Here is a 13,716-nt window from a genome sequence, read left to right as displayed (position 1 = left end):
TCCGATTGAAGAGAATATGGTTATTTACCATGTGTATTTGAATAAAAAGACTGAGAATCGGGTATAGATGGTCCCAAAATCAGTTTCTCCGCAATTTCGACTTCTCCCTCTCAAAAGATAGTTTTTCCTAATGCGCTGATAATTGTGTGCTATGGAGAACGTACTGATCGTACAGACTGGAGATGCGATCGATGAGACACTTTTCAAGACGGCAGCAGAACACGTCACGGGAACCGAAAAGGAGGTGCTCGTCTGTGTTTCAATAGATGCCGACCGAATCCAGAACGAACTAAAACGTCAGGCCAGACCGGATCGAACCCTCGAGGAAATAAAGCGAACCAGACAGGCGGACGCGGCGGACCTCGCGGACGAGGTCTTCGGTTCGGACATTCCGTATACGGTTCGCGAAGTCGTCGGACGGATTCCAGACGACGTTCTGGAGATCGCGGCGGAACGAGAGTGTGATCATATCTTCGTGAGCGGAAAAGGCCGGTCGCCCGCTGGAAAGGCTATTTTCGGTGACGTTGCACAATCGGTGATTCTCGAGTTCGACGGCCCGGTCACCGTTCTCACGTCCTGACGGCTGGCTACTACCGTTCTCATGTCCTGACGGCTGATTACTACCGTTTTCACGCCCTACCTGCTCGTGATTGGGTTCGGAATCGATGATAGTCCTCGATTTTCGCTTTCGGAGGCCTATTCCCGCTCAGATCGTCACCATCACCGCGCCGACGACGATCAGTCCGGCACCGACGACGACGCCTCTCGTCACCCGCTCGAGATCCCGGAGTAACACGGCCGCGAACACGAGGGTGAAAAACGGTGCGGTCGCGACCAGCGGATCCACGATGGCGATTCGGCCCCCCTCGAGTCCCAGCGCGGCCATCAGCGACAACATCGCGACGCTCGTTAGGAGCCCGGCACCGACGAAATAGGTGTAACTCTCTCGCGGCCGCGAGAGGATTTTTCGCCGATTCGTGGCGAGTGCGAACGCGACGAGTGCGACCAGCCCTGCCGTCTCGTTTATCGCCACCGCCTCGAGCGCCGAAATCGGGCTCTCGAGCATGCCGTACCGGCGGGCGACGTTGGCGACGGCGAACGTCACCGCGGCGGCGAGGGGCCAGAGGAGGTCTCGTGGTTCCCAGCCTGCCAGATCGCCGCCCCTCGAGGTCGTAAGCACCGACAGGCCGATCACGATCACGACGATCCCGAGGCCGGTTATCGGCCCGAACGGCTCCTCGAGGACGACCAGCGCGATCAGCGTCGCGAACAGCGGCCGCGTGCTCAAGATCGCGCTGTTGAGACTCGCGCCGACCTTGTCGACGCCGACGAAGATCGCGATTCGACCGATGCCCGTTCCGATGACGCCCGCGAAAACGAAGACGGCGGCGACCTCGAGCGTTAGCCCTGAAAACGCGCTCCGGCCGTAAAGGACGCTAATGAGGAGCCAGTAAACGGCCGAGTCGACGAGCACGACGACCAGCGATGCCTGAACCGAATCCCCGCCCGCGGCCATGCCGCGTTTGTCGAAGATCGGAGAGAACCCCCAGAAAAGCGCCGTGAGCATCGCGAGAGCGACGGCCTCGGGAGCGGCCCCCGTCACGGCAGACCACGCTTCGGCGCACCGATCGTCGCTCGAGTCGAGTCCATCGTCGGAGGGTGGGGAGACGAGTCGAATTAGTGTTCCCCTTCCGGACGCTGGTTCCCGCGCCTGTTCCCGGATGTTGCCCTGAACGCACTTTTGGATGTTGCCCTCGCACGCGCTTTCTGATGTTGCCCTCGCACCCGTTTTTTTCGTGTTGCCCTCTCCCGCTCGAGGAGCGAGATAATGACCAATCCTTTATTCGTCGACTGCTGACCCACAGTCGATGGTGGGCCGTCGCCCTCGAGGCCGGGGAAACGACGCCGACGAGTACGGTGTCGACTCCTCGCGGTATACGCTCTCGAGATACCTTTCCCCGTTCGTTCCCGCAGCGCTCGCTAGACGGGCGGTCGTCGTCTCCGTCTCGACTGACCGGGATGTGTACGAACGCGGCGACTCCGTCGAGGTAACCGCCGAGTTCAAGAACCGGCTTCCGGTTCCGGTCGAACTCGCGACGCCGAGCCAACGCCGGTGGGGATGGAGCGTCGACGGCTTTCTCGAGGCGAGCGACGAGCGGCTCTACACTCGATCGTCCCCCTCGACGTTCCGGTTCCGGGGCGGCGAACGAAAACGCGTTTCGTTCGTCTGGAACGGCCGACTCGAGTACACTCGTGGTCGACACGAATCGGTCCGTCCCGAGCCGGGCGAACACGAAATTCGCGTGTTCGTCGCGACACGGGGAGAACACGATCCGAGCGATACGACGACGATCACGCTCGAGTGAGGCCTCGTGACTGTCAGTCGCCGCCGATTTTCTCGACCGAGAGCACCTCACAGCACGGTTTTATTCTCTGACGACGTACTGTGTCCGATGACCCGATGACACCTCGAGAAACCTACCCCCAAGAGCGACAACGCGAGCGAACGGGTGACCGCGCTCGTCGCGCCCAACTCGAGCAGGTCACGGAACGCCTCGAGGCGACGGAACGACGTCTCACAGTGCTTCAAAACACGGTTCGAGCCGTCGCCCGCGAAGCGGACGTTACGGTGAGCGGACCCTGCGGGCGCTGTAGTCGAGTCAACCTCCTCGTCACGGACGGAACGCTACACTGTCCGATGTGTGGCTATCGTCGATCGCTGTAGAACGTCGCGCCAGATCGTGCGTTTTCCACGATCTCACTACTCTTCTCGAGTCGAGTCGTGTCTTGTCGGTATCGCTTCGACTAGAAGTCGGATATCCACGAAACTCCTCGAAGTGGCGGTCTGATTGCACTTCGAGGCGTACCGGTGGAGCCATTACCGGTGGAGGTGACAGGCGGCGAAGTGTGTCTCATCGCTGTGTTCTGACTCGAACTCGTAGCTCGGACGCTCCTGTGCACAGATGCTCTCCTCGGCGAAGCTCTCGAGTAGCAGTTCGGTCGCCTCGGTCCACGCTTCTCGAGTCTCATCCGGTTCGAGTTCGTCCTGATCTTCTCGTCCCGTCGCGACGAGTCGGATCGCTTCGTCGACGATTTCGCCTGCTTCGCCTCTCGGAGAGATATCCCCGAAGAACCGCTCGCGGATCTCCGACTCGTGTGCCGGTTCGAACGTCCGGCGCTTGACTGCGCGCATGAACGCCCGCGTCGCCTCCCACTCTCGCTCGGCGAACTCGTAGGCGTCGGGCGCGATCAGCTTCGGACACCGTGTCCGGAACCGACAGCCCGACGGCGGGTCGATCGGGCTCGGCACTTCGCCCTCGAGTACGCCTCGAGCCCCCTCGTCTCGCGGATCGGGGACGGGGATCGACTCGAGCAACGCCTCCGTGTAGGGATGCTGTGGATTCTCGAACAGCTCCGTCTTGTCGGCGAGTTCGACGATGTGTCCGAGGTACATCACCGCCACGCGGTCGGAAATGTGGCGAATCACCGAGAGGTCGTGGGCGATAAAGAGGTAGGTCAGGCCGAACTCCTCCTGAAGCTCCTCCATCGTGTTCAGCACCTGGGCCTGAATCGAGACGTCCAGCGCCGAAACGGGTTCGTCACAGACGATGAAGTCGGGATCGACCGACAGCGCTCGAGCCAGGTTGACCCGCTGGCGCTGGCCACCGGAGAACTCGTGTGGATACCGGTTGTAGTGATTGGAGTCGAGCCCTACTTTGTCGAGCAGGAACTCGGCGCGATCCCGTCGGAGCGTATCCTTCGACGCCGCGACGGAGACGTCGACGTGAATCGTCCCCTCTCCCGACACCGTAACGTCCGCCTCCAGCTGATCCGGGACGCTCGCGGTAATCTCGCCGTCCGCGTCTCGAGTCACCCGGACCGGAACGGTCGCAACCTCGTTCTCCGGATCGACCACCATGTCGATATCGTCGGCAACCTCGACCTCGACCGGTTCCGATAGTTCGGTCGCTTCGACTTCGGCCGTCGTTTCGACCTCCGGATCCGACTCCGGCATGCCGTGGGCCTTCATCGGCTCCTCGACGATCTGCCCGACTTTCATACGGGGGTCGAGTGACGATTGGGGATCCTGAAAGATCATCTGGATCTCCGAGCGCTTCTGGCGGAGACGTTCCCCGCTCAGTTCCGCGAGATCCTCTCCCTTGAACTCGATGCTCCCGTCGGTCGGCTCGAGCAGTCGGAGTATGGTCCGTCCGAGCGTACTCTTCCCGCAGCCGGATTCGCCGACGAGACCGAGTGTTTCCCCCTTCTCGATATCGAACGAGACGTCGTCGACGGCCTTGACCTGGTCCGTCCCGGTGCTAAACGGCGGGAACGATCCGGGGTCGAACTTGAGGCCCGCGAGCAGTCCGGAATCCGAGCCGAAGTGCTTTTTCAAGCTGTCGACCTCGAGCACCGTCTCGCCCATCTCGATGCGTTCTTCCTCCTGGGGTGGTACGTCCTGACTTCCGACCGAATCACTCATCGTCCTCACCTCCGGTTCCGCTTCCGGCGGCCGCAACCACGTCCGGTTCGGCGTCGATCGGCGGGCTCTCGTCGTAGCCGACGTCGAAGGCGTCGCGCTTGAGACAGGCCGACCGGTGCGGGTCACCGTCGACGGTGTCGACGACCTTCGGGTCCGGGTGAACGCGCGTACAGACTTCCTTTGCGTCGGGACAGCGCGGATGGAACCGACAGCCCGACGGCGGGTTGATCGCCTCCGGCATCATGCCCTCGATCGGCTCGAGTTCCTCGACCGTTCGATCGGGTCGGGGCATCGAGTTCAACAGCGCGTTGGTGTAGGGATGGCTGGTCTCGTAAAAGAGCTCGTCGACGGGCGCTTGCTCGACGATTTCCCCGAGATACATGACGTTTACTCGGTCGCAAATCTCGGCGACGACGCCGAGGTCGTGGGTGACCCAGATGAAGCTCGTGCCGTACTTCTCTTGTAGATCGTCGACGAGATCCAGAATCTGGCCTTCGACGGTGACATCGAGGGCCGTCGTCGGCTCGTCGGCGATGATCAGGTTCGGTTCGCAGGCCAGCGCCATCGCGATGAGCACCCGCTGGCGCATCCCGCCGGAGAACTGGTGGGGATACTCCTCGTAGCGCTCTTCCGGATCGGGGATGCCGACCTCTCGAAGCATCTCGATCGCTTCCTCCTTGGCCGCCGCCCCCTCGAGGTCGCGGTTGAGTTCGATGAACTCCCGAAGCTGTCCGCCGACGGTAAACACCGGGTTCAGCGACTCCATCGGATCCTGAAAGATGACCGCGATTTCGTTCCCGCGGATCTCCCGGCGCATCCGTTCGGGAGAGAGCATATCCTCCCGTTCGCGAAGTTCCCCGTCGGGGCCTTCCTCGAGGCCGAAGATCGTCTCGCCGTTGTAGGTGATTTCCCCGCCGACGATTTCGCCCGGGCTATCGATGAGTCGCATCAGACTCATCGAGGCGACGCTCTTGCCGGCCCCGCTTTCGCCGACCAGCCCAACAATTTCGCCCTCGTTGACTTCGAACGATATTCCGTCTACCGCGCGCACTGTGCCTGTTTCCGTGAAGAACTGCGTCTTGAGATTCTCGACGCGTAGGAGTGGTTCAGTCATTGTTAGTCGTCAATTTGGGGATCGAGCGCGTCCTGGATGCCGTCGCCGAGGAGATTGAACCCCATAATCGTGATCAAGATTGCGAGTCCGGGCCAGATCGAGAGCCAGATGTTCGAGAGCATGTGGCCGTGAGACACTCGGAGCATCTCGCCCCAGTCCGGCGTCGGCGGTTGGGCTCCGTATCCGAGGAAGGAGAGCCCCGCGACGATCAGGATCGTCACACCGATCTGTAGGGTCGCATACACCATGACGGGTGCGAAACTGTTCGGGATGATGTGTCTGAGGATGATGTTGCGGTCTTTCACGCCTGAGGCACGCGCCGCTTCGATGTAGTCCATCTCACGGACGCTCAACACTTCGCTTCGGATGATCCTGGCAAACACCGGTATGAACGCGATCCCCACCCCGACAATGGCGAACTGAATGTCCGGACTTCCGCCGCTGATCAACACCGTAAAGACGATGATGAGGACCAGCGGTGGGATGGCGTAGACGATTTCGACGGATCGCATCAGGATGTCGTCGACGATGCCGCCGTAGTAACCGGCGATCGCGCCGATGATCGTCCCGCCGACCAGACCGATGAGCGTCGAGAAAATCCCGACGCTGACGGACACTTGCGCCCCGTAGACGATACGGCTGAGATAATCCCGTCCGTCGGGGTCGGTTCCGAGCGGGTGGGCCATCGAGCCGTCGGCGTGGAACACCGGCGGCTGGTGTCCGTCCGTCTCTCCCGGCGGCGGGATCCGCTCTGGATCCTCGAGAAGCGGGAGCGCTTCCGCAAACGTAAAGTCGGACACTCGCCCGAACGTGATGACCGATAGGTTGCTGTCGATCGCCGTGTACGCGGAGATGAACAGGACCACACAGACGACGTACAGTCCCCAGCGTGCAGTCGTGTCTTCTAGGACTTTCGAGATCGTATAGCGCCAGCCGTACTGGTTCTCAGCGCCGCCTCCCGAACCGTCGCCGACTTCGCTCTGTGATTCGATGGACATGATTATTCTTCCTCCCCGTAGGTCACTCGCGGATCGATGTAGGCGTAGGAAATGTCAGTGATGATGACGCCGATCACGAAGATGAATCCGATCACGATCGTGATTCCCATGATGAGCTGATAGTCTAACTCCTGAATCGCCTCGATCAACAGCCGGCCCATGCCGTTGATGTTGAACACGTACTCGATGAGGACGGCTCCGCCGAGGGCCGTCGAGAGGTTGAGGCCGATAATGGTGATGATCGGCAACTGCGCGGGCTTGAAGGCGTGCTTTCGGAGAACACGCCGCTCCGGAACGCCGTACGCTCGCGCGAGTTTGACGTACTCTCCCTGTAACGAGTTGATCATCTGCGTTCGCTCGACGCGCATCAACGTCGCCATCTGGAGCGTACCGAGTGCGATCATCGGCAACAGGAGATGCCGTAACACGTCATAGAAGTGGGTGAGATACCCGAAAAAGCTCGTATCGGCGGGTGTCCGCCACGGATAGACGAGCCCGCTCGAGGGAAGTACGCCGAGAGTGACCGAGAAGATCACGATCAGCATGATGCCGATCCAGAACGACGGCGTGCTGACCCCGAACAGCGCGACGATTCGCGAAATGTGGTCCGCGGGCTCGTTTCGTCGCTTGGCGGCCAGAATGCCGAGCGGGATCGACGTCACGATTGCGAACACGTACGCCGAAAGGACGAGCAAGAGCGTCGGTCCGATTCGGTCGAGCATCAGATCGCGTACCGGTCGGTCGCGGTGAATGCTGTGTCCGAAATCGCCCTGTACCAAGCCAGCCATGTAGTTGAGATACCGCTCGTGGAGCGGTTGATCGAGGCCGTATCGTTCTTCGACCGTCCTGACGAGGTCCTCGTCGACTTCCTGTCCGTGGAGCATCAACTGCACCGGGTCTCCGGGTGCGAGATTCGCAAGAATAAACGTAATAAGCGTAATCCCGATCAGAACAGGGATCGATTGAACGAGTCGGTAGATCGTGTATCGAAGTAGTCTCATCGAAAGTGTGTGTGCAAGTCTTTCGTGGAACGACAGCTAAATATTGCCCGAAATCAGTTGCGGTTGGACTGCGGTACGTCGATCAGTCGTCGTCGACCCAGACGTTACTGCCGTCCGAGACGATGTTCGGGTTGTACTGCATCTGCGGGTGGACGTGCATGTCCTTGACGTACTCCGCAGTGGCCATCGAGTTGTGTTCGGTGTAGGCTGGCAGAGCCGGTAGCTGCTCGATAACCTCGTCGATGAGCTCGATGTAGAGCTGTTCGCGCTCCTCTTGGTCGGCGGATTCGCGCGCTTCGAGGATCTTGTCGTGGAAGTCGCCCTCTCCCTCGTAGAAGTGCCCCTGATTGGTACTTTCCTGGCTCTCGTGGAAGTTGGGGTACAGGTAGTAGTCCGGATCCGGACCCCCCGTCCAGCCGACGATGTACGCTTCGTAATCGTCCGGGTCGCCGTCGCTGTAGATCGTCTCATCGAGCATCTGGCTGAACTGTCGCGTCTGGACCTCCATGTCGTAGCCGATTTCGTCGAGCCGCGAGGCGACGCGTTCTGCGAGCGTCGCTCGCTCGTCGTCCGGCGCGAGGAACGTCGGGTTCCAGTCGTCCGGCGCGTGCTCGTCGAGTAATTCCTGGGCGAGATCCGGATCGTACTCGGGGTAGGCCTCTTCCCACTCGTCGAGCGGGAAGTCCCACAGCTCGTTCGAGATGGGCGATGTCGGCGTCACGATCGGCATCGCCGAATTGTTCAGGTACGTCTCGACGTAGTCCGTCATCGAGAACGAGTGTGCAATTGCCCGTCGGACTTCGGGGATCGCCGTCCCTGCTCCCTCGTTGCAGTTGAAATAGACGTACGTGACGGACGGGCTTTCGGAAACGTGGACGCGAATGTCGTCGTCGTCCTCGAGGTTGTCCCAGTCGTCGTTCGGAATGTCTCCGATCGCGTCGGTTCCGCCGCTTAGCACGTCGCTGACCCGACCTGGATCGTCGACGTTGTCTTCGAACCGAATCGCTTCCATGAGCGGTTCGGGCTCGTCCCAGTAGTCGTCGTTGCGCTCGAGTTCGACGTACTCGTTGTACTCGAAGTCACTCCACATGAACGGCCCAGAGCCGACCGGGTTCGTGTTGAACTCGTCTCGGTCGTCGGTTCGAGTGTCTTCGGGAACGATCTCGACGGCCTGACTCATCGTCTCCCACGGACCGTACGGATGCTGGAGATCGACCTGCAGTTGGAGGTCGTCGATTACCTCGATATCGTCGATCATGTCGTAGGAGGAGATGTTCGGCGTTTCCTCTTCGACGGGAGCGCGGAACGAGTGGGCGACATCCGAGGCCGTCAGCTCGGTTCCGTCGTGGAACTCGATCCCATCGTGAATCTCGTAGAGGTATCGCGTTCCGTCGTTTTCGACGTCCGGATAGTCGACTGCTACCTTCGGCTGTAGCTCTAGATCGTAGTCGTACTCGTAGAGCCCGTCGTAGATCAGCATCGCGATCTGCATGCTGTAGGCGTCGTTCGAGACGACCGGATCGAAGTCCTCGGCCCGCTCGAGTTCCTGCGTGTAGGTCATCGAACTGTCTCGAACGGCGTCCGGGTCGTCTGGCTCTTCTCGGTCGTAGTCGTAGTCTTCCGGATCGAGAATCTCACCGTCTCCGTCGTCGTCACCGTTTCCACCGATACACCCCGCAAACGCCGCAGCAGAAGCTGCAACACCGGAGGCGAGCACCCGCCGCCGCGAAAGGTCTGATAGCTTTTTCGCCATTCTAGCATAGATGGTGCAATATTTCACTATATATGTTTTGGTAGAGCACGGATATCCAACGCGATGTTCAGATATTCTAACGAGGTAATGTATGCATCAATGTTCCAATTTCACCATTTTACGTGGTTGATTATGATGATGAACATCTGTGTACATCTGGTCACCTATTGTGACTTTTCGGTCAGTAGCCACGGGGTCGTAGTTCCCCTCACGACGTTCGTCCGACCGGTCGAGATCGAACCTGCGAGCAACCGATGACCTTTTTCACCCTCCGAACACTGTACGTCTGTATGGACTATCGAGCCGTCGAAACCACGGACGAGTACGTCGCCCGCCTCGAGACGGGCTCGGATTGGCGAGCCGAAATCGAAGCTCTCGCGGCCGACGTCGATGCGGGCGCGGCCTGGTTTACCGCACTCGGCGCCGTCCAGGACGCCGAACTCGCGTTTTACGATCAGGACGACCTCGAGTACTACTCGATAGACGCGGACGAGCCACTCGAGGTTGCAAGTTGCGTCGGAAACGTCTCCTGGCTCAACGGGGACCGGTTTGCGCACACGCATGTGGTCCTCTCGGACGCCGACGGCGAGACGATTTCCGGCCACCTCAACGAGGCGACCGTCTGGGCCGGTGAAGTGTACATGCGCGTCTTCGAGAACGATTTGGAGCGCGAACACGACGAGACGACTGATCTCGATCTCTGGCTCTGAAATGCGCGAGGAAGACCGGCAGTATTTCTCGCGGCTAGAAGCCCAACTCGACGAGGCGTTCGACGTCGCCGAGACCGCCAAGGAACGCGGCGGGGACCCCGAGCCCGAAGTCGAGATTCCGGTCGCGAAGGATATGGCCGACCGCGTCGAAAACATCCTCGGCATCGACGGGGTCGCCGAACGAGTTCGGGAACTCGAGGGCCAGATGAGCCGCGAGGAGGCGGCCCTGGAGCTTGCGAAGGACTTCGCCGAGGGGACCGTCGGCGATTACGAGACGAAAGCGGGCAAGATCGAAGGCGCGGTTCGAACCGCCGTCGCGTTGCTCACCGAGGGTGTCGTCGCCGCCCCCATCGAGGGCATCGACAAGGTCGAACTCCTCGAGAACGACGACGGTACGGAGTTCGTCAACGTCTATTACGCCGGCCCGATCCGCTCGGCCGGCGGGACCGCACAGGCGCTATCGGTTCTCGTAGGGGACTATACGCGCGCGCTCGTCGGCGTCGACCAGTACGACGCACGAAGCGAAGAGATCGAACGGTACGCCGAGGAAATCTCTCTTTACGATAAGGAAACCGGCCTCCAGTACACCCCGAAGGATCCGGAGACGAAGTTCATCGCGAAACACCTCCCGGTCATGTTAGACGGCGAGGCAACCGGCGACGAGGAGGTCTCCGGCTTTCGCGACTTAGAGCGCGTCGACACCAACTCCGCCCGCGGCGGCATGTGTCTCGTTCTCGCCGAAGGAATCGCGCTGAAGGCACCGAAGATTCAGCGGTATACTTCTCAGCTCGAGGAGGTCGACTGGCCGTGGCTTCAGGACTTGATCGACGGAACGTACTACGGCGACGCGGATGAAGCGGGAGACGACGAGTCCGACGCCGACGGCGATGGGGAATCCGACGCCGAGACCGACTCCGAAGCCGGCCTCGAGAAAGCCCAAGCGGCGGACGACGACACGGGACCGGTTCGGCCGGACCCCTCGAAGAAGTTCCTCCGGGACCTGATCGCCGGCCGGCCCGTGTTTTCCCATCCCAGCGCCGAGGGCGGCTTCCGACTGCGGTACGGCCGCTCGCGAAATCACGGCTTCGCGACCGGCGGGGTCCACCCTGCGACGATGCACCTGGTCGACGACTTCCTCGCGACCGGCACGCAGATCAAAACCGAGCGACCGGGAAAAGCCCACGGCGTCGTCCCCGTCGATTCCATCGAGGGACCGACGGTCAAACTCGCCAACGGCGATGTCCGCCGCATCAACGACCCCGAGGAGGCCCTCGAGATCAGAAACGGCGTCGAGGAGATCCTCGACACAGGCGAGTACCTCGTCAACTACGGCGAGTTCGTCGAGAACAACCACCCGCTCGCGCCAGCCTCCTACGTCTACGAGTGGTGGATTCAGGATATGGAGCAAGCCGGCGCGGACGCACAGGCCCTGCTCGACGATCCGCGGATCGACGCGGAGCATCCGCCCGCCAAGCGGGCCCTCGAGTGGGCCCTCGAGTACGACGCGCCGCTTCACCCCGACTACACCTACCTCTGGCACGATCTGTCCGTCGACGCCTTTTGTGCGCTCGCGGAAGCCGTCTCGAACGGACGAATCGGGAACGCCGGCGAGACGCTCGTTCTCGAACGAACCGAAGCGGTTCGAGACGCTCTCGAGACCATCGTTATCGAACACCGCCAGCGGGAGGGCCGACTCGAGGTCGACGACTGGGTTCCGTTAGCCAGGACGCTCGGTGTTACTCGGAACGACGACGGAGACTTCGAGCGGACATGGGCCGACGACGACCTCTCGGAACGAGCACGTACCTGGGGACGCTCCGCTGGCGACGATACGGAGGCTGGCGACGAGGCGGAAGCCGCTGACGAGGAGACAGCGGAGGAGGACAGGACGTACTCCGGCGAGAATGCGATTGAAGCGGTCAACGAGGTCGCACCCTTCAGCGTTCGGGAACGCGCGCCGACCCGGATCGGCAACCGGATGGGTCGACCCGAGAAATCCGAAAGTCGCGATCTCAGCCCCGCGGTCCACACGCTGTTTCCGATCGCCGAGGCCGGCGGCGCACAGCGCGACATCGCTAAAGCCGGTAAACACGCCGAAACGATGGCCGATACGCCCGGCGTCGTCGAGGTCCAGATCGGCCGACACTACTGCGAGACGTGCGACACGGAGACGTTCAAAAACCGCTGTTCGGAGTGTGGCTCCCGGACAGAACCCGACTATCGATGCCCCTCCTGTGACTCGGCGATCGAACCCGACGAAGCCGGCCGCGTCGAATGCGATCACTGCGAAACCGAAGCCACCTGCGTCGAAAACCGTGAGGTCAACCTCCACGAGGAGTACCGAAACGCCCTCGAGTCCGTCGGCGAGCGCGAGAACGCCTTCGACATCCTCAAAGGCGTCAAGGGGCTGACCTCCGCGAACAAGATTCCCGAGCCCATGGAAAAGGGGATCCTGCGGGCGAAACACGACGTCTCCTCGTTTAAAGACGGCACCGTCCGATACGACATGACCGACCTCCCGATCACGTCGGTTCGCGCGAGCGAACTCGACGTCGACGTCGGCCAACTACAGGCCTTGGGCTACGAGGAGGATATCCACGGCGAAGCGCTCGTTCACGAGGATCAACTTGTCGAACTCAAGGTTCAGGACGTCGTCCTCTCGGACGGCGCGGCAGAACACATGCTCAAGACGGCCGACTTCATCGACGACCTCTTAGAGCAGTACTACGGCCTCGAGCCCTTCTATGAACTCGAGGAACGCGAGGAACTGGTCGGCGAACTCGTCTTCGGCATGGCACCCCACACGAGTGCGGCAACTGTCGGGAGAGTGATTGGTTTCACGAGTGCGGCTGTCGGATATGCTCATCCGTACTTTCACGCCGCAAAACGCCGAAATTGTGATGGTGACGAGGATTGCGTGATGCTCCTCATGGACGGCTTATTGAACTTTAGTATGAGTTTTCTGCCAGACCAGAGAGGGGGGAAGATGGATGCACCCCTCGTGATGTCTTCGCGGATCGACCCCTCCGAGATCGACGACGAAGCCCACAACATCGATATCGTCTCACAATATCCTCGGGAGTTCTACGAGGCGACCCTCGAGATGGCCGATCCGGGAGAAGTGGACGTCCAGATCGCCGAAGAGACCCTCGGGACGGATCAGGAGTACACCGGCTTTTCCCACACCCACGACACCACCGACATCGCGATGGGGCCCGACCTCTCGGCGTACAAGACTCTGGGATCGATGATGGACAAGATGGATGCCCAGCTCGCGCTCTCGAGGAAACTCGAGGCCGTCGACGAGACGGACGTCGCCGAGCGAGTCATCGAGTACCACTTCCTGCCGGACCTGATCGGCAACCTGCGGGCGTTCTCCAGACAGGAGACGCGCTGTCTCGACTGCGGCGAGAAGTTCCGCCGGATGCCCCTGACCGAAACCTGCCGGGAGTGTGGCGGCCGGGTCAACCTCACCGTCCACCAGGGGTCGGTGAACAAGTACATGCAGACTGCGATCGAGGTCGCCGAGGAGTACGACTGTCGCCCCTACACGAAACAGCGACTCGAGGTGCTCGAGAAGGCTCTCGAGAGCGTTTTCGAGAACGATAAGAACAAGCAATCGGGTATTGAAGACTTCATGTAACTCCCCCGGTTGGA

At 61.0% G+C, this 13,716-nt stretch carries 11 protein-coding genes; 5 read left to right on the top strand and 6 right to left on the bottom strand.

From position 1 onward, the window contains the following. The first annotated feature begins 151 nt into the window (after positions 1–151). Positions 152–580: a universal stress protein gene (locus ACYQ14_RS09315; RefSeq protein WP_459887354.1), complete on the top strand. Its 429-nt coding sequence runs from the start codon at positions 152–154 to the stop codon at positions 578–580. 126 nt (positions 581–706) lie between these two features. Here the strand turns inward: ACYQ14_RS09315 and ACYQ14_RS09310 are convergent, their stop codons facing one another. Continuing rightward, complete coding sequence (locus ACYQ14_RS09310) at positions 707–1,567, bottom strand: EamA family transporter (RefSeq protein WP_459890032.1); 861 nt, start codon at positions 1,565–1,567, stop codon at positions 707–709. Between the two features lie 301 nt (positions 1,568–1,868). Between ACYQ14_RS09310 and ACYQ14_RS09305 the strand changes: the two genes are divergently transcribed. Both ACYQ14_RS09305 and ACYQ14_RS09300 read left to right on the top strand, forming a co-directional pair. Further along, on the top strand, positions 1,869–2,366 hold the full coding sequence (locus tag ACYQ14_RS09305; RefSeq protein WP_459887351.1) for a DUF7974 family protein: 498 nt from the start codon (positions 1,869–1,871) through the stop codon (positions 2,364–2,366). 80 nt (positions 2,367–2,446) lie between these two features. Continuing rightward, complete coding sequence (locus ACYQ14_RS09300; RefSeq protein ID WP_459887350.1) at positions 2,447–2,725, top strand: hypothetical protein; 279 nt, start codon at positions 2,447–2,449, stop codon at positions 2,723–2,725. Between the two features lie 153 nt (positions 2,726–2,878). Here ACYQ14_RS09300 and ACYQ14_RS09295 read toward each other — a convergent pair whose 3' ends face one another. The 5 genes from ACYQ14_RS09295 to ACYQ14_RS09275 form a co-directional block, all read right to left on the bottom strand. After that, positions 2,879–4,483: an ABC transporter ATP-binding protein gene (locus tag ACYQ14_RS09295; RefSeq protein WP_459887348.1), complete on the bottom strand. Its 1,605-nt coding sequence runs from the start codon at positions 4,481–4,483 to the stop codon at positions 2,879–2,881. Continuing rightward, entirely contained in the window at positions 4,476–5,597 is a 1,122-nt protein-coding gene (locus tag ACYQ14_RS09290) for an ABC transporter ATP-binding protein (RefSeq protein ID WP_459887346.1), read from the bottom strand. The genes ACYQ14_RS09295 and ACYQ14_RS09290 overlap by 8 nt, the downstream gene beginning before the upstream one ends. A 2-nt stretch (positions 5,598–5,599) precedes the next feature. Further along, positions 5,600–6,595 carry an ABC transporter permease gene (locus ACYQ14_RS09285; protein WP_459887344.1) on the bottom strand — a complete coding sequence of 332 codons (996 nt, stop codon included), beginning with the start codon at positions 6,593–6,595 and terminating at the stop codon, positions 5,600–5,602. A gap of 2 nt (positions 6,596–6,597) precedes the next feature. Continuing rightward, positions 6,598–7,596, bottom strand: coding sequence for an ABC transporter permease (locus tag ACYQ14_RS09280; protein ID WP_459887342.1), 999 nt, complete (start codon positions 7,594–7,596; stop codon positions 6,598–6,600). A gap of 82 nt (positions 7,597–7,678) precedes the next feature. Beyond that, positions 7,679–9,349 carry an ABC transporter substrate-binding protein gene (locus ACYQ14_RS09275; protein WP_459887340.1) on the bottom strand — a complete coding sequence of 557 codons (1,671 nt, stop codon included), beginning with the start codon at positions 9,347–9,349 and terminating at the stop codon, positions 7,679–7,681. A gap of 290 nt (positions 9,350–9,639) precedes the next feature. Between ACYQ14_RS09275 and ACYQ14_RS09270 the strand changes: the two genes are divergently transcribed. Both ACYQ14_RS09270 and ACYQ14_RS09265 read left to right on the top strand, forming a co-directional pair. Then, entirely contained in the window at positions 9,640–10,059 is a 420-nt protein-coding gene (locus tag ACYQ14_RS09270; RefSeq protein WP_283836737.1) for a PPC domain-containing DNA-binding protein, read from the top strand. A 1-nt stretch (position 10,060) separates the two neighbouring features. After that, a complete protein-coding gene (locus ACYQ14_RS09265) occupies positions 10,061–13,702 on the top strand; it encodes a DNA polymerase II large subunit (protein ID WP_459887338.1) in 3,642 nt (1,213 codons plus the stop codon). Positions 13,703–13,716 lie beyond the last annotated feature (14 nt).

The organism is Halostagnicola bangensis, assembly GCF_054653435.1.
This window is presented reverse-complemented; position numbering and strand designations above follow the sequence as displayed.

Bases quoted from the DNA above. Each gene is read 5' to 3' on its own strand.
- ACYQ14_RS09270 (WP_283836737.1), top strand. From the start codon at position 9,640: ATGGACTATCGAGCCGTCGAAACCACGGACGAGTACGTCGCCCGCCTC.
- ACYQ14_RS09310 (WP_459890032.1), bottom strand. From the start codon at position 1,567: ATGCTCACGGCGCTTTTCTGGGGGTTCTCTCCGATCTTCGACAAACGC.
- ACYQ14_RS09315 (WP_459887354.1), top strand. From the start codon at position 152: ATGGAGAACGTACTGATCGTACAGACTGGAGATGCGATCGATGAGACA.
- ACYQ14_RS09265 (WP_459887338.1), top strand. From the start codon at position 10,061: ATGCGCGAGGAAGACCGGCAGTATTTCTCGCGGCTAGAAGCCCAACTC.
- ACYQ14_RS09305 (WP_459887351.1), top strand. From the start codon at position 1,869: ATGGTGGGCCGTCGCCCTCGAGGCCGGGGAAACGACGCCGACGAGTAC.
- ACYQ14_RS09275 (WP_459887340.1), bottom strand. From the start codon at position 9,349: ATGGCGAAAAAGCTATCAGACCTTTCGCGGCGGCGGGTGCTCGCCTCC.
- ACYQ14_RS09285 (WP_459887344.1), bottom strand. From the start codon at position 6,595: ATGTCCATCGAATCACAGAGCGAAGTCGGCGACGGTTCGGGAGGCGGC.
- ACYQ14_RS09295 (WP_459887348.1), bottom strand. From the start codon at position 4,483: ATGAGTGATTCGGTCGGAAGTCAGGACGTACCACCCCAGGAGGAAGAA.
- ACYQ14_RS09290 (WP_459887346.1), bottom strand. From the start codon at position 5,597: ATGACTGAACCACTCCTACGCGTCGAGAATCTCAAGACGCAGTTCTTC.
- ACYQ14_RS09280 (WP_459887342.1), bottom strand. From the start codon at position 7,596: ATGAGACTACTTCGATACACGATCTACCGACTCGTTCAATCGATCCCT.